Source organism: Psychrobacter sp. TAE2020, from assembly GCF_018919485.1.
GTDB lineage: Bacteria > Pseudomonadota > Gammaproteobacteria > Pseudomonadales > Moraxellaceae > Psychrobacter.
Genome location: NZ_JAHLMU010000001.1, coordinates 596,304 through 613,953, shown reverse-complemented (window position 1 = coordinate 613,953; position 17,650 = coordinate 596,304). Strand labels below are relative to the sequence as shown.

Here is a 17,650-nt window from a genome sequence, read left to right as displayed (position 1 = left end):
TGAATTAGTTCTAAACAAGATGACGGATTTGGGTTCATTAAAGTATCGCTATATTGGACATTGCTTAGGTAAAAACCAGTATGGTTACTACTTTTAGCGTTAGTATTAGTTTTTATTAATATTACCCTTCAAGTATTACCCTTTATTCGATAGTGTTCTCATCAACTGTCTATCATACTCCTTTCACTACTAACAAGAAGAAGGCATTAATGCTGCTTAGCTGTTTGTTGTTGCCTTTGAATTGTTAACGTAGCCTGTTTAACATCAGACGACCTACTTGAGCTTATCTAGCTAATGCTGGATTTGCTGGTATTGTGATGAGACTTCTATTTTGGACGTCGCATTTATTATGGTTTTTTAAACGCTAGTTATGGAGTTGGTATGAATCCTGTAGAACAGTTTACCCCGCAAGAACCTATTTTATTTAGCCCAACAGCTATGTTGGATCCTGAGTATATTAGCCTGCCGATAGCAGAGCTCTACGCCCGTATATCGCCTTTATATAGTGTCGACGAACCGCGTTGGTTGTCAGAGTTATTGCCATTAGCTAAACCTAGTGATGAGGAGCGACAAGCTTCTGCTGACCAGACACGCAAACTGGTCGAGTACGTGCGTAATGATGGTAAAGCTATCAAAATGGTTGATTCGCTGTTGCTAGAGTACAGCTTAGATACCCAAGAAGGTATCTTGTTAATGAGTCTAGCTGAAGCTTTGATTCGGGTGCCTGATAATTACACTGCTGATGCGCTCATTCGCGATAAGATGAGTGTAGCGGACTGGAAAAAGCATCTTAAAGATGATAACGGTATGATCGTCAATGCCTCGACGTGGGGTCTGATGATGACCGGCCGGGTAGTAAACATAGATAATGGCACTACGGCTGCTGGATTTTTGGATAGAATGACCAAAAAGATGGGTGAGCCGATGATTCGTGCTGCTATGCAAAAAGCTATGCGCATTATGGGTCATCAGTTTGTATTGGGCGAGACTATTGAAGACGCTAATAAAAACAGCAAAGTCTACCGTGATAAAGGCTATACCTATTCGTTCGATATGCTTGGCGAAGCGGCTATAACTCATCATGATGCGGAAAAATATTTTAATGATTATTTGCATGCTATCAAAGCCACTGCCAATGTAAAAGTTAAAGAAGGTATGCCTAAACCTTCAGTTTCTATCAAGTTGTCGGCCTTGCATCCACGCTACGAAGCTACACAAGAAGCACAAGTTATGGGCTTGTTGCGTCAGCGTTGTATGTTGCTTATTGAGGCGGCGCGCGAGGTCAATGTCGATCTTAGTGTCGATGCTGAAGAAGCAGATCGTCTAGAGATCTCTCTAAAACTATTCGAATCACTATATCGTGATCCGCTAACCGCTGATTGGGATGGTTTGGGTATCGTAGTACAAGGCTATTCGAAACGTGCTATTGCTATTTTTGCTTGGCTAGCGAGCTTATCTACTGAAATCGGTGACCGTATTCCTATCCGTTTAGTCAAAGGCGCTTACTGGGATACTGAGATTAAACTGGCTCAGCAAAAAGGCTTATCAGGCTATCCAGTATGGACTCGTAAAGAAGGTACCGACACCGCCTATCTTGCTTGCGCTCGCTTCTTATTATCAGAGCACTTGCGTGGACTTATTTGGCCACAGTTTGCCACTCACAATGCGCATACTCTAGCGACTGTGATGACCATGAGCGCGCACCGAGACTTTGAGTTTCAGCGCCTGCATGGTATGGGTGATGCATTGTATGACCATATTTTGCAAACTTATCAGATACCTGTGCGTATCTATGCTCCTGTTGGTGCGCATAAAGACTTGCTGCCTTACTTAGTGCGCCGCTTGTTAGAAAACGGAGCTAACAGCTCATTCGTCCATCAGCTGCTAGACAAGTCTTATCCTATCGATAAGCTAGTAGTGCATCCGTATGACAAGCTACTAAGCAATGCCACTTTGCATAACCCAGATATTCCATTACCACTCGATGTTTATGGCGAGCGTAGAGCCAGTTTTGGTCCTAATATCTTTGTTGAATCGCAGTGGATGCCGTTTAAAGCGGCTATTGATAAACAGCTAGAAAAAACTTGGTCAGCAACATCTATTATTGACGGTCAAGCTATTAGTACCTACTCAGGTAATGGTACGTCTGAACATCTCGATAAGCACAGCATACGTGCGCCTTGGAATCATGAGGTAGTGGCTGGTGAAGTGTGCTATGCCAATGCCGCTATCGCTCGTCAGGCTATCGATGCCGCAGTTGCCGGTCAACAAGCATGGCAAGCAGTACCTGCTAGCAAGCGCGCTGATATACTACGCAAAACTGCTGATTTATTCGAAGAGAATTATGCTGAGCTCATGGCTTTATGCCAAGTTGAGGCTGGCAAGACTATACAAGATAGTATTGATGAAATCAAAGAAGCTGTTGATTTCTGTCGCTTCTATGCCGATGAGGCGGAGCGCTTAGACACTCATGCTTATGAATTCACTGACTTGGCTGGCAAGCTGACGCGTCAAGTCTATAAAGCGCGTGGTACTTTTGTTTGTATTAGCCCTTGGAACTTTCCATTAGCTATCTATACGGGTCAGATAGTAGCGGCATTAGCAGCAGGTAACACTGTTGTCGCTAAGCCTGCAGAACAAACCAGTCTGATCGCTCACTTCGGTGCGCAATTGATGTATCAAGCCGGTGTTCCTGCTACTGCGCTACAACTGGTTACTGGAGCGGGAGAGGTTGGTGCTGCCTTGACTATGGCGGATAATCTTTCAGGGGTTATTTTTACTGGCTCAACTCAAACCGCTCAACGCATCAATCAAAGCCTCAACAGTCATCCGCAAGCTAATGGTGAACTGCCAATCTTGATCGCTGAGACCGGCGGGCAAAACGCTATGATTGCCGATTCAACAGCACTACCTGAGCAAGTGGTTGGAGATGCGGTATTGTCCGCCTTTGGTTCAGCAGGTCAGCGTTGTTCTGCTTGTCGTATTCTATGCGTACAAGAAGAAGTCGCTGATGGCATAATCGAGCTATTGCAAGGTCATATGGCAGAGCTAGTAGTAGGCAACCCAACGCAAGTTTCTACTGATGTAGGTCCAGTGATTGATGCCGATGCCAAGCAAAGTCTTGAGCGCCATATCGAACGGATGACAAACGAGCCGACAGCCAATATCTTAGCTCAGACGCCAATGAGTGTTAGCTCAATGGTTAGCGAAGATCAGGCTACTTTTGTCCTGCCAACAGCGATTGAAGTTAACAGTATTGATGTGATTGGTGGTGAGCATTTTGGGCCGATATTACATGTATTGCGCTATAAAGCACGTGATTTAGATAAGTTAATTGATGCGATAAATGCTACGGGCTTTGGTCTGACCTTAGGCATCCATAGCCGTATCGAAAATATCACTGAGCACATCGAGCGCCGTGCTTATGTGGGTAATACTTACGTTAACCGTAATCAGATCGGGGCAGTAGTGAATGTCCAGCCTTTCGGCGGTTGCGGCTTATCAGGTACTGGCCCTAAAGCTGGCGGTCCTCATTATGTACCTCGCTTGATGCGTCTCAGCACTGAAGTCATTACTGCTGTTAATACTGACGCCAATACGCAAGCAGCTATTGAGACTGCACGCACCATTTCATCTAGCACTCAAACAGAACTCGCATAGGGACTAGCAACATGGCAACTGAATTCAAAAAAGATCATGGCCAAGTTTGTGAAGCTTGGCGTTTATTAACGGCAACCAATCGTGCTGCTCATCTTCAAGCCGCTATTGCTAAGCTGGCTCTGCTCACGGGTGATAGCAAAAAAGCACGTAAACTATTTAATCATTTATTAAGCTTTACGCCTATGCTTGATGAAGTACAACAGATGAATGGGGCTACTGGCGAGTCTAATGAGTTATATGTGACTGCCCGTGGCAAGACTATGGTCATCGGCGGTGAGTCAGCAAAAGCTTTGGTCGTACTAGGCCAGCTTGTTGCCGCATTATTGACTGGCAATGAAGTCATTCTACATTGCCCAAGCCAAGAAGAGATGTGCCTTGAGGCAGTGAAAGCGCTCTATGAGGTAGGCATTAGCGAAGATGTTATTAGTATCGCTAACGACTCACAGCTAGTGACTTTATTGCATATGGATCGTCTGTCACAAGTAGCCGTCGCTGGCATTACTAGCGAGGTGCAAAGCATCAGTCAAGAGTTGGCCAATACTGATGGTATTTTGACCCAAGTTATTGCAGTGACTGATATGGACGGTTTAGCAGATATGCTAACTCCAGATTATCTGTACCGCTTTGTCACTGAGCGGGTAAGAACTATTAACACTACCGCTATTGGGGGCAACGCTACTTTGCTTGAGCTGGGTACTTAATAGCTTAGCGTTAATTAGATAATTTTTAACTTTGCAAGCATTTTAGGGCTAGCAGTTTAGAATCTTATAAGCATTGGAAAACTAAGGTCAGTAGTTATTTATCAGGATTGAGCAAATCTATGATAAATAACTACTGGCCTTTTTTATCAGTTAATAAATCTTTATTGAGGATAGTTATTTTTGATGGTTGATAAAAAATCTTTCTTTGCAAAAATAAAAAAGTAGCCGTTACTCAAAGAATATAAGCCTAAAGAGTTAAGGTATAACAATTACCTTAATTTATAACAATTGGATAGTCAGTTATGCAAAAATAATTGACTAGCTGAAAATGAAGTGCTATAAATATTAGCTATCGCTACTGATATAGATATCTTTAAGGTATCTACTATCTTATCTAAAATCTCATGCATACTATATAGTGGATGACCTCCGCCTTTAGCTATCAAAGTTCTACTGCCATCAAATTGAAGGCTTTAAAACAGTAAAGTAACCCAATTACACATCATTATACTTATCTACCTATTTAGATATTATTAGTAATGTATGGGATTTATTGAACGGATAGCTACAGGCCATACCAAGGCGCACTATATACAGTCAAGCTACCCTCCAAGTTAGTTACTAGTATTTTTTAGTACTGAGCCGTCAATAAGTACCCGCATTTGCTGAATTTAATGATACCTCATTAATCCAGACAGCCGAGTATTGCCATGATTAGTTTTTATTTGAACGGAAAACAGCAGCAGATAACTGAGCTCAACCCTAATACCACAGTACTTGAGTACTTACGTTTAAACGCCCGTCAGATGGATACCAAAGAGGGCTGTGGCAGTGGTGACTGCGGGGCTTGTACGGTTATGGCTCAGCGTTTACCTATGAACAACAGTACTGATGCTAGCAGTAACCAGCCTTTTTATACCCTCAATGCTTGTATAACGCTATTATCGCTGATGGACAATCATCATCTGATGACGGCAGCTTATTTGGCAGATAACCCCAAACACCATCCTGAGCGTGCACAGCTGCATCCGGCTCAGCAAGCAATGGTGGACTGTCATGGCTCTCAGTGCGGCTTTTGTACCCCCGGGTTTGTGATGTCGCTGGCAAGTACTTATGAGAACCATCGTCTGCAAAAAAATCAACACAATAATGGCCTTAGCGATAAAGACTTAAGCTATGCAGACATTGTCGCCTCGATATCAGGTAATTTATGTCGTTGTACTGGCTATCGTCCTATCATTGAAGCCGGTCTTAGTATGCAAAAGATTGGTCAGCAGCGAGAGGCTGAGCAGCTAGTGGCAAAAGACTTGACCTTGACTCTAGCTACCGATGCAATGGCCAACACGCAATCTAAGACAACTGCTAGTGAATCAGCTACCAGCATGGATAATACTAATAGTGCCAGTAGCACTATAGCGCCAGCCCTTATCGAAGGCTCACGTCAGCTATTCATTCCACGATCTACCACTGAGCTTGATCAGCTATTGGCAGTCCATCCAAAAGCCACTATTTGGGCCGGAGGCACTGACTTAGGTTTAACGGTCACTCAGCAATTGATTGATCATGAAGTCATTATTCAATTGTCTGCTATCGAGTCACTAAAATCCTGGTCAGTCGCTGATGCTAATGCAGCAGGTGATAACTATTCAGCGACTGCAGCAGTACCAGAGCTGATATTTGGTGCTGGCATGAGCTATAAGAAGATGTTGCCAGCACTTGAACAGTTCTTCCCTGAATTCGCTGAATTATTTGAGCGTATTGCTTCACCGCAAATCCGCAACATGGGTACTATCGGTGGGAATGTAGCTAATGCATCGCCTATTGGCGATTTGCCACCGATTCTATTAGCTTTAGAATCACGTATTCATTTACGTCATTGTGCTCCTGCTGATGATAGTCAAAACAGTCAAGCTGCTGAAAAAACTTATAGTGATGAGTGGATGCCATTGTCAGCGTTCTTTTTAGATTATAAAAAGACTAAGCTACGTGCCGGCAGTTATGTGGTCGCTATTCATATTCCACTAATGCAAGACAACGAGCATTTATTTATTCATAAAATTAGCAAGCGTTATGAAGATGATATCTCAGCCTGTTTAGTCGCTGTCAAAATAGCTTTATCTAGCGATGGCATGACTATTGATGAGGCAAAAATTGGTTTAGGCGGCATGGCAGCTATACCTTTGCTAGTTAAAAACTCTCAGCAAGCCCTCATGGGCCAGCCTTTTACAGTCGCAAGCTTTGAGCGTGCGGCAAAGGCTCTACCTATGGATGTATCACCGTTGACTGATGTTCGAGCCAGCCGCGAATATCGCTTACATGTGGTACAGCGTTTATTAATCAAATGTGGTAAGCAACTGCTAAATAGTAGTCAAGCGCAAAGTGTTTAATAGCGCTATTTCAACTAGAGTTTTAAGCTAACAGAGCTTAGCGGTTACCACATTTTGTCTAACCCATTAGAGTCCTAAGAATAAGAGAACTATTATGAGCCATCATTCTTCATTATTTGACAGCTACAACATTCGCCGTGTGCGTCCACCCAAAAATAAAATCGGCACTAGCGCTAAGCACGATAGCGCTATAAGCCATGTTATGGGGAGCGCCACTTATGTGGATGATATCCTAAAGCCGCAAGATACTTTGCATGTAGCGATCGGCAAAAGTACTCAGGCTCATGCCCGCATATTAAGCATGGATTTGAGTGAGGTAAAAGCCGCCGCTGGGGTAGTAGATGTTATTACCTTTGCTGATTTACCAGCTAAAACGGATATTGGTCCCGTATTTGACGGCGATCCCTTAATGGTCGATCAGATCACAGAGTATGTGGGTCAGACCCTCTTTGCAGTAGTTGCTGTCAGCCACCGCGCTGCAAAAAAGGCCAGTCTAAAAGCGCTAGTAAATTATGAGCCTCTACCAGCGATACTGACTATTGAACAAGCGCTTGAGCAAGAGCAGTTTGTCCGTCCTAGCCATTTTATGCAGCGCGGTGATACTGAGGCTGAGCTTGATAAGGCAACCACGCGCATTGCAGGCCATATTCATATGTTGGGCCAAGAGCACTTTTACCTTGAAGGTCAAGTGTCTTATGTAGTGCCTTGTGATGATGGTGGACTAGAAGTCTATACCTCGTCGCAGCATCCGAGCGAAGTGCAGCAATTGGTTGCTGAAGTAGTCGATCTGCCTTTTCATGCGGTTACTACTATAGTACGTAGAATGGGTGGCGGCTTCGGTGGTAAGGAGACGCAAGCAGCAGCTTGGGCTTGTCTATGCGGTGTGGTTGCTAAACGTCACAACGTGCCAGTTAGCATGCGCTTAGATCGTCAAGATGACATGGTAGCGACGGGGAAGCGTCATGAGTTTGCTAACTGCTATGATGTCGGTATCAACGATGCTGGACAAATATTGGCTGTCGATATGCAGCTGTCGGCCCTATGTGGTTATTCACCAGATCTGTCGGATGCTATTGTCGATCGTGCTATGTTCCACTGTGACAATGCCTATTACTATCCAGCGGCACAAATAGCAGGGCATCGCTGTAAGACTCATACGGTATCTAACACTGCCTATCGAGGCTTTGGTGGGCCACAAGGGCTATTAACGGCTGAGTATATGATGGATCATATTGCTTATACTTTAGGCAAAGATCCGTTACAAGTGCGCTTAGCTAACTTATATCAAAACGGTCAAAGTACCCATTATGGGCAGCCGATTGAGCATTTTGATTTAGCCACTATCATGAATACTTTAGCCACAGACTGCGATTATGAACAGCGTCGTCAACAGATCATGGCAGCTAACAAAAAAGCTGAAGCTGAGGGCAGTGATAAGCGCTTAGGTCTAGCACTAACCCCAGTGAAGTTCGGCATCTCATTCACCGTGCAGCATTTGAATCAAGCTGGCGCCCTAGTGCACATCTATACTGACGGTACTATTCAAATTAATCATGGTGGTACTGAGATGGGACAAGGGCTGTATATCAAAATTGCCCAAATTGTCGCTAATGAATTTGATGTCGATTTAGACACCGTCAAAGCCACGGCTACTCGTACTGACAAAGTACCTAATACTTCACCAACAGCAGCTTCATCGGGTACCGATATCAACGGCAAAGCGGCACAAAACGCTTGTATTACTATTCGACAGCGCATTGTCGAGTTTGCAGCTGAGCATTTTGCAGTGGCCCCAGAAGCGATTCGTTTTGAAAATAATCATGTCTATATTGGTGATAAGGAAGAATTAACTTTTGCTGAAATGGTGCTATTGGCCTATCAGCACCGCGTTAGCTTGTCTGCTACTGGCTACTATAAAACCCCAAAGATATTTTATGATCGCTCGAAAGCTTGGGGTCGACCCTTCTTTTATTTTGCTTTAGGAGCCTCGTGTTCTGAAGTGGAAATCGATACTTTAACGGGGGAATATACCGTATTACGCTGCGATATCTTGCATGACGTCGGGCAGTCTATTAATCCGGCTATCGATATCGGTCAGATCGAAGGCGCTTTTGTCCAAGGTATGGGTTGGCTCACCGCAGAAGAGCTGGTGTGGGACAGCAAAGGTAATCTGGCTTCTAACAGTGCCGCCAATTACAAGATCCCAACTGCCCACGACTTGCCGAAGCAGTGGACTGTCAACCTATTCGATCGCAAAAATGAAGAACAGACTATTTATAATTCTAAAGCCGTCGGTGAGCCACCGTTTATGCTAGCGGCTAGCGTTTGGTGTGCTATCAATAATGCGGTAGCCAGCTTAGGGAATTACCATAAAAACCCAGAGCTGACTATGCCGGCAACGCCAGAAGCAGTGTTAAAAGCAGTAATGCGCATGCAAGGCGAGCCTTGGGAAATCGATACTGATGTTAATGCTGCTGCAATTGATAGCTTGACTAATAATGTTGACTATAACCATGTTAATCAAGACGGTGATGACGGTATCAACGACGATAAAGTCAAGCCGCAGCAAGTGTCGCACGGTAAAGATGTCAATCCGCCAGAGGTTGCTGGTCAGCTAGTAGATGATCAGCCTGAGGCTATAAAGAATCCTAATGTTTCAGTAAGTAGAGGACCGGCGCACAGTGAATGATCTATCTACTGCATCGATAGCGCCGACACGCTGGTACGACGGATTGGCTCAGTACCAGCAACAAGGAATCGCTCACGTCTTGGCCACTGTTGTTGCAGTCAATGGCTCAGCACCACGTGCGCTGCAAGCCAAGATGATTGTGACTCTTGAAGGTATCTGTGACACTTTGGGCGGCGGCGGTCTTGAGCATGACGTTACTACAACTGCAAGAGCGCTACTCAATGCTGAGCTAGATACGCCAATAGCAGCAAACTCTAAGCAAGCAAAACAAGGCAAGTTTGAGAAGGCTGAAGCTGTACGCCGAGAGTCTGTTTATACTAAGCATTATCCACTAGGAGCAAAGCTAGCACAGTGCTGCGGTGGTAGCGTCACGGTAATGTTTGAGTGCTTCAATGTCACGCCACCCTTATCGATATTGGTGTTCGGTGCGGGGCATGTAGCAGCTGCATTGATGACTATTTTGGCAGAGCTACCTTGTCAAGTGGATTGGGTGGACAGTCGTGCTGAGAGGTTTGAGCGTTATCTGATCGATGAGTCTGCAACTGAAAATCAGCCACCGTCTTATCATTTGCCTGCGCATATTCGACCACATATTAATGACGATCCTACTGAATTTGTTAAACCGTTTGTCAAAAAGCAAGGCAAGCGCTTTATTTTAGTAATGACTCATGATCATAGTGTTGATTTTGATCTGGTACGAGCAGTGCTAGATAGCTATATGGCACTTAATGCTGATAATACCAAGCAACAGCATATTGCAATGCCGTATATCGGTTGTATTAGCTCAGCGACTAAAGCTAAGCGTTTTCAAGATCGCCTATTACAGCGCGGTTATGATGAGCAGCTGGTTAATCAGATTACTATGCCTATCGGTTTGCCGCTTGGGGGTAAAGAGCCAATGGCAGTCGCTGTGTCTATTGCCGCGCAGATTTTGCAACAGTATCATCAGCCTTAGCTTTTTTAGTGATAATGATATTGATATCAGTTGTTAGCTTTAATGACTATTAGTAGCTATCAGTGAGTATCCATGACTATCAATTGCTATCAGTGACTATCAAAGCGATTAGCCATAATAAGCTATAGGCGGCTTTTTTTAACTTTCTGACTTTTTGACTTTGTGCTGAGGTTATGGTGATTGAATACTTGGCAGTCTTATCAAAGCTCTATTATTTAGCCTATTAGTTACCCTACTTATTGTTTCATTTGAGGTATATTTATGACCCTACACATTTATCAAGCGCAACTGCTCCATTACCTGACTGAGAGTGATAGTAATGAGCGCACAGAGTCTGCGCCTATGCAAACCTCAGGCATTGATAAACACACTATCCTTAACCCCGTTATAAAAGGCATTACTGTCTTTGCAGAGTATATCGCTGATGGCGCATTAGTCATTGATGATCAGACTGGCCTAGTGGTAGATTACGGTAGTAGCGCTAGCATAATGGCAGAGTATGGCCGTACTCAACAGGGACAACAGCCAGTACAAATCCATGACCACAAGCACAAGCTTATCCTGCCAGGCTTTATTGACACTCATGTGCACTATCCACAAATAGATATGATTGCCGCTTTTGGTGAGCAGCTACTAGATTGGCTTAATAACTATACCTTTGTGACGGAAGCAAACTTTGGCGATCCTAAAGTTGCCCACGATACCTCGAAGTTTTTTTTACAGCAACTGTTAGCTAATGGTACGACCAGCGCTATGGTATTTGCTACTAGCCACCCTGAATCGGTTGAAGCTTTTTTTACTCAGAGTACTCAGCTGAATATGCGTATGATTACTGGTAATGTGCTGATGGATCAAAACGCTCCTGAGCATCTGTGTGTACCTACTGAACAAGGTATACGCGACAGCCAAAACATTATTGATAAGTGGCATGGACGGGGTCGTCAGCATGTGGCTATTACGCCAAGGTTTGCCATTACCTCAAGCCCTAATCAGCTAAAGATGACGGGCGAGCTCTATGCTAGCTATAATGATGTCTATCTACAGACTCATCTGGCAGAAAACCTTGCTGAGGTGGCTTTTGTACGTGAGCTTTATCCCAATCATAAAGGCTATCTCGATGTTTATGCTGATATGGGTCTATTGGGTCGTTATACGACGTTGGCACATGGCATTTATCTTGACACCTCAGAGTATGAAGTGCTGCGTGATACTGGTACCCAAATAGCTCATTGCCCAACCTCTAATCTGTTCTTGGGCAGTGGTCTATTTGACCTGTCGAAGACTTTGAGCTATACCGGAGTGAGCATTGCTACTGATGTGGGAGCGGGGAATAGCTTGTCGATGCTCACTACGTTGTCAGAAGCCTATAAAGTTCAGCAATTACAAAGCAATCCTTTATCTGCTCATCAAGGGTTATATCAGATTACTTTAGGCAATGCTCAATCGCTGTTATTAGAGCAAAAAATAGGTAACTTTATGCCTAATAAAGAAGCAGATTTTGTGGTCATTGATTTAGGGGCTACAGCGTTACTTGAGCGTCGGATGACGCAGACCAGCTCACTAGAAGAAAAGCTATTTGTCCTGATGATGCTTGGTGATGATCGAGTGATTGAACAAACCGTCATTGCTGGGGTCAGTCGTTATAAAAACAGGACTCGCGTATAACTTCATTAGGGCTATATACCGATCAGAGTTTACTTTAGCAGCCTTTCATTTATAGATAAAATGGCCAGTAATTATTTGCTAAAGTTCTTAAGACAATGTTTCTTAGAGCCATGCAAGTAAATGCTGGTATTTTTTTATATTTTAAGATTGCACAATTTTCTATTTTTAGCTACTGTAATCACTTAACATAAGTTTAAAATTACTATTAACGCTACGACTAGGGAGCCGATTATGAAGCCTGTTGTTACTACTATTGATACTGATACTATTGATGTTAATAAAACCTTGTACCTCAAAAAGTCTCTGAAAGGTTTTTTAATAAAACCTCTAGTAGCGGCTATATTTATGATATCGGCGTTAACTACCTCAACGGCAGCGCTTGCGAGTGACTGCTCTTGTAGCAGCGATAGTTTACCTACTATGACTATTGAAGAGAGTAATGACACTCATCCCAATCAGCTAACTTTAAAGGCTAACAAAGCCTATTACCAACTGACTAATCAGAACGGACAAGTGTTGCAAGATCGCCTGTACGACGTGACTCCTTACGAAGATGGACGGATTATTGCCAAGCGTGATGGCCGCTTTGGGCTTATTGGTGCTGATGGGCAACTGATATTCGACTTTGCCTATGATGCTATAGAGATTCTGCCTGCTGACTTATATCGTTTATCAAAGTATCAAGGCGCTATCAGCATGGACGCATTGGTAAAAGGCGGCAAAGACTGGTTGTATCCCGCTAGCGGCAAATTTGAAAATAAGGTAGCTATCGAGCAGCTGTATCATGATGAAACCAATGATATTAGCTATTTTAAAGTGACTGAAAAGGGCAAAGTAGGTCTCATAAATGATAAAAAACAAACTTTAGTCCCTAGTATTTATGATGAGTTAAACTTACTAGATACTTGTCCTAATGAGCGTCTGTTTATGATGGTCAAATCAGGCGATAAAACAGGACTAATGGATCAGTATCAGAAGTTTGTGGTGCCACTGGCAACCAACCAGAGCATCGATAATTTTAACCGCGATGAGCAAGTATTCAAAGTCAGTAAGAATCATTACAGTAGTTATAATAGCGATGACAGGGATGAGGGTTTTATCAGCGACACGCTTATTAAGGGCAATGGCAAAACATTAGTTGAATCAGATTCACCTATAACAAATGCCTCTAATAATCTGTATCCATTTTCACAGGCGGGTAAGTACGGTATCATAAATAGTGACGGTAAAATCATATTGCCGGCCAGTTTTGAGTATATCTCTACCAGCTCGGATGCGCCTATAGTAGTTACTCAAAAGGGCAAGCAAGGCATTTTGAGACAAGATCAAACCACTAAGCAGTTTATAGTAGCCAACTACTATGATCAGTTACAAAGTGTCGATATTGCTGATCGATCTTTAGCAGAGCTACAGACACCGCTGGAAGAAGAACAGAGCGAATATGCGGTGAGCGATGATGCAGCAGAAGCAGTAGAAGCAGTAGAAGAGACAACAGCAGACTATGATCAAACAGCAGTAGATAGCGCAGAAGAGGCAGAAGTAGACTATACAGACAGTGAGTATGGTTTCGATAACACCCTATATATAGCCAAACTCAATAATAAATTTGGACTTATCGATGCAGAGGATAACGTTAGAATTCCTTTCTTTTACGATGAAATATCGGAGTCGATGAATGCTTTGCTAGTCAAGAAAAATCAAGAGTATGGTTTGCTAACTACGCACAATGAAACCGTTGCTGGTATTGTTTTCGATAGTATCGGTGTGATTGAGAATGCAGAGTCAGAGCCTTTATATATACTGACCCAAGGTGATAAGCAAAGTATTATTGACAGTGTAGGCCGACCGATTTTACCTCTATCCCCTTATCGTCTTGCGGCTGGAGAAGAAGACTCTCAGTTCGAGAGTCGCATTATAGTGGATAAAAATGGCAAATATGGGCTACTAAACGACCGTTATGATGCAGTATTAGTGCCTACTAGCTATGAAAAATTTGATTATGAGCTGTCAAATAAAAGCATCCTTGCACAAAAAGACGGTAGAAAGTTTTTACTTGATTCATCAGGTCAAATCATGCCCATTGACTTGAGTCCCTATACTGAAATTACTGAGATGTATGCCAGCGAAAACTTAAAAGTGGTTACTCAAAATGGTAAGCAAGGTGTAGTAACTCCCAACGGTAAAGTGCTTATCGCCCCCCTATATGATTCTGTAGATAACATTACGCTTGCATACTACTCTGATAATAGATCAGATTACTATATGGTTGAGCTTGATGAGCGCTATGGCTTATTAGATGATAAAGGTAAAACGATTATAAAGCCTAAGTATGCCGCTTTAAACCCTTTACAATATCTACCTTTTTTAGTGGTAAGTGACTACGATAGTAGTGCTGAAAACTCTAAGGTAGGACTGATAAATGCTCAAGGTAAAGTCGTTAAAGCCTTGAATTATGATGCTATCTATGAGAGTTATTACGATAACGATCAGCAAATTGTTCTAATCATACTTACTAATAACAAAGTTCAAATTTACAATCAAGACTTAAAGCTTATAAAGACTATGAGTGCTGAGGAGTATGAGCAAAGCCACTGATGAAATGGTTAGATTGCAAGATTGACTAGCATTAAATTAAGTACTAGCTCGTTCAACCTTAACCACCGAGAAGCTCGCGAATGATAAAGCGTTTGGCTAAAATACTATTACTGGCTATGGTTGGCACTGGTATATCGCTTATCATTTTGCTAACAGTGTTTTGGGCTCCTGACAGTAGTGTCGCTGAATTGCAGCAATGGCAATTACCTGACAGTGAGTTTATTAATATTGAAGGTATGCAAGTGCATATCCGGCGCTCACAAAAATGCGCTGTTGATGTCAACGATCAGTCACTAAGCTCTGCGTCTGTAGCTAGTATAGAACAAATCGATACTATCGTCTTGCTACATGGCACCTCAGCTAGTCTACATACTTGGGAGGGCTGGACAAAAGAGCTTAGCGATGACTATTGCGTGGTAAGTATGGACTTGCCAGGCTTTGGGTTGACTGGTCCTTTTGTTGATAAGCGTAGTACCTATAATAGTACAGACTATGCCGCATTCGTCACCCAAGTATTGGACACTTTGCAGCTACAACAAGTGACGCTAGTAGGCAATTCATTAGGCGGCAAAATTGCTTGGCGTACTGCTGCTTTATATCCCCATTATGTCAAAAACCTTATAGTAATCGATGCTGTTGGCTATCCAGCTATGCCAAAGAGTATCCCTATAGGTTTTAGACTAGCCAAGTACCCCATATTAAGCCCTATTTTAAATCATGTATTGCCACATGCAGTGGTGAGAAAAAGCCTTATTAGTGTCTATGCTGATAAGACTAAAGTCACTGATACCTTAGTCGAGCGCTATTATGACATGGCCTTACGGCAAGGGAACCGTCAGGCATTGATAGAGCGGTTGCGTGACTTTGATAACTTTGAAAATCAGGAGGAGATCAAGGCCTTAACGATACCGACGTTGATTTTATGGGGCGCAAAAGACGAGTTAATCCCAGTTGATAATGCTGAACTTTTTCATCGAGATATAACTAATAGCCAGCTAAAGATATTTGCTAATTTGGGCCATGTGCCGCACGAAGAAGACCCTGTTACTACTGTTAGGGTAGCGAAGCAGTTTTTAGAGCAGAATAGATAGTTTGTCGCCAAAGTACAGCTTGCTACTAAGTATAACCACACGGCCTAATAATGATGGTTTTTATTTTAAGGATTATGTTTATGCCTACAGTTTTTATGGTTCAACTTGGCGGTCGTCCTAAAGGGCGCTTGATTGAGCAGCATGATATGTTCTTTGGCGTGGCAGATACGCTTATCGAGCTGATACCAGCGATCAATCAGCATTGGCCTGAGGTGAAAGATAAATGGCATATCGACTCTTATCGTAAAGTCACTAGTGTGGGCGGCTATCATATTGATTGGGTTGCTAAAATCGATTCAGATGCTGCTCCTATAAGTAATGCAGGTGACGCAGCGGATTTAAAACTGTACTTCATTAACCTAGGAGGTTATCTGCCTGACGACTTTGAAGAGTATCATCATAAGTTACTGATCGTAGCGCCGACCCAAGCTGAGGCTGTTAAGCAAGCTAAGCAAAGTGATTTCTATAAGAGATTTACTTTTAAAGACAAAGACACGCCCTTTAATGCTGCTTCGCATATTGACGATAAGCTGCTGGTAGATGTCGATGAGATTCATAACGTCAATGAGTTGCTAGGCGCAGGAAGGTTGCAGATTAGCCTTGATAAGACAGCTGTTGAAAGAACAGAAGATAAGGCCTATATTGGTTATTTAAGCATCAAGAATTTAAGGAATTTACAATAATATGGCTGTTAACATGTACTACAAAAACGGTATGTTTCGTAAAGCACGCTGTCAAATCGCTGATGATTTAGTACCGACTCTTTACCAAGTTCGCAACAACCCTAAGTTTCCACAATTGACTTGGCTGATCGATAATCTTTATGAAAACCCGCAGATACCAGCTGAAGTTGCCAAGGCTTTAGCTGATGAAATGCTAGCGCTTGAGAGGCTGATACTATCGTTGCATTTGCCTTTCCCTAGGCTGCCTTTACAGCAGATGCAAACGTTTTTCGATTCCGCTGCTCAGAAACAACAGGTTATTTATGCTAGTAGTGACTAATAGTGTTATTGAAATCAAAGCGATAGCATATCTACAGCACTACTAATAAATTTGAAGTGTAATAAAGAATCTCTGTCAGTACTAGGATCGAAAACTTAGCCTGCTCTAATTAACAGTGGCACAAAGTATTAGAATCGATTGTAGAATGGAATCATTTTTTCAAATACTGGTGTAGTGTTCTCTGCTATAACTTTACTGGACTGAGTATCAATAATTTGAATCTGACAGCTAGTGTCTTCAGCTTCTATTTTTTCATTGATAAAGTTAGTTTTATTCCTAAAGTTTTTAGCCGTTGAATGAGCTTTTAAAATGTAGTTGCCGTTTGGAACTAAAGTAGCTTCTACAGTAACTACACATAACACTGGCCAGTCACCTAAGCCTTTAACCATCTTATGTTGGTAAGAAAATCTTAGTTTTTTATTGGCTTCAAAGGTATTTATTTCACTGAAAGCTCCTCGTTTAGCCAAATTCATATAAACAGTCTCAGGCTTATTATTAACGGCCAGTGCAATAGATAAAGGGCTGGGCACTAACTCTATATCAACTCTTTCTGCATATCCCTTATCGATGAATCTAGCAGGAGCATAGAAAGTTGCTGGGTCAATTTTATAAGTTAGGGTAGCTATAGCAGCGTTTTTTGGAGGCTCGTATGGTTTGGTGCTTAGACAACCTGTAAGCGTAACCGCTAAGATAGGTAAAATAGCTATTGTTTTGTAGAATTGAATAGACATCAGTCTGCCTTAATTGAGGTTTTCTTATGAATTTTAGGGTCCTATATATTAAGTTATCTCAACTAAATTACTAGAATTAAATTGATAATATTATCAAGCAAAAATAGCACATGACGGTAACACAGTGTTTTCTTATCAACATAATCGCAACTTGAATCACAGCCAAATTAACCC

11 protein-coding genes are annotated in these 17,650 nt (G+C 42.5%); 10 read left to right on the top strand and 1 reads right to left on the bottom strand.

Annotated features, from left to right (window positions below):
* The first annotated feature begins 381 nt into the window (after positions 1-381).
* From putA to KPY62_RS02350, 10 genes are all read left to right on the top strand, one after another.
* Positions 382-3,660 carry a bifunctional proline dehydrogenase/L-glutamate gamma-semialdehyde dehydrogenase PutA gene (putA, locus tag KPY62_RS02395; RefSeq protein ID WP_216580661.1) on the top strand — a complete coding sequence of 1,093 codons (3,279 nt, stop codon included), beginning with the start codon at positions 382-384 and terminating at the stop codon, positions 3,658-3,660.
* Positions 3,661-3,671: 11 nt separating this feature from the next.
* The gene (locus tag KPY62_RS02390) at positions 3,672-4,361 is read left to right on the top strand and encodes a 1-pyrroline-5-carboxylate dehydrogenase (RefSeq protein ID WP_216580660.1); all 690 of its coding nucleotides are present in this window, start codon (positions 3,672-3,674) and stop codon (positions 4,359-4,361) included.
* A 710-nt stretch (positions 4,362-5,071) separates the two neighbouring features.
* On the top strand, positions 5,072-6,748 hold the full coding sequence (locus tag KPY62_RS02385) for a xanthine dehydrogenase small subunit (RefSeq protein WP_216580659.1): 1,677 nt from the start codon (positions 5,072-5,074) through the stop codon (positions 6,746-6,748).
* Positions 6,749-6,842: 94 nt separating this feature from the next.
* Complete coding sequence (gene xdhB / locus KPY62_RS02380; protein ID WP_216580658.1) at positions 6,843-9,437, top strand: xanthine dehydrogenase molybdopterin binding subunit; 2,595 nt, start codon at positions 6,843-6,845, stop codon at positions 9,435-9,437.
* Positions 9,430-10,392, top strand: coding sequence for a xanthine dehydrogenase accessory protein XdhC (gene xdhC, locus KPY62_RS02375; RefSeq protein WP_324033736.1), 963 nt, complete (start codon positions 9,430-9,432; stop codon positions 10,390-10,392). Before xdhB ends, xdhC begins: the two co-directional genes overlap by 8 nt.
* A 261-nt stretch (positions 10,393-10,653) precedes the next feature.
* Positions 10,654-12,057: a guanine deaminase gene (gene guaD, locus KPY62_RS02370; RefSeq protein ID WP_216580657.1), complete on the top strand. Its 1,404-nt coding sequence runs from the start codon at positions 10,654-10,656 to the stop codon at positions 12,055-12,057.
* Between the two features lie 231 nt (positions 12,058-12,288).
* Positions 12,289-14,652: a WG repeat-containing protein gene (locus KPY62_RS02365; protein ID WP_216580656.1), complete on the top strand. Its 2,364-nt coding sequence runs from the start codon at positions 12,289-12,291 to the stop codon at positions 14,650-14,652.
* Positions 14,653-14,732: 80 nt separating this feature from the next.
* Positions 14,733-15,743 carry an alpha/beta fold hydrolase gene (locus KPY62_RS02360; protein ID WP_228730530.1) on the top strand — a complete coding sequence of 337 codons (1,011 nt, stop codon included), beginning with the start codon at positions 14,733-14,735 and terminating at the stop codon, positions 15,741-15,743.
* Positions 15,744-15,823: 80 nt separating this feature from the next.
* Positions 15,824-16,426, top strand: coding sequence for a DUF1543 domain-containing protein (locus KPY62_RS02355; RefSeq protein ID WP_216580655.1), 603 nt, complete (start codon positions 15,824-15,826; stop codon positions 16,424-16,426).
* Between the two features lies 1 nt (position 16,427).
* Positions 16,428-16,745 carry a hypothetical protein gene (locus tag KPY62_RS02350; RefSeq protein WP_216580654.1) on the top strand — a complete coding sequence of 106 codons (318 nt, stop codon included), beginning with the start codon at positions 16,428-16,430 and terminating at the stop codon, positions 16,743-16,745.
* A gap of 128 nt (positions 16,746-16,873) precedes the next feature.
* On the opposite strand, the gene KPY62_RS02345 is transcribed toward KPY62_RS02350, so the two are convergent.
* On the bottom strand, positions 16,874-17,476 hold the full coding sequence (locus KPY62_RS02345; protein WP_216580653.1) for a hypothetical protein: 603 nt from the start codon (positions 17,474-17,476) through the stop codon (positions 16,874-16,876).
* Positions 17,477-17,650 lie beyond the last annotated feature (174 nt).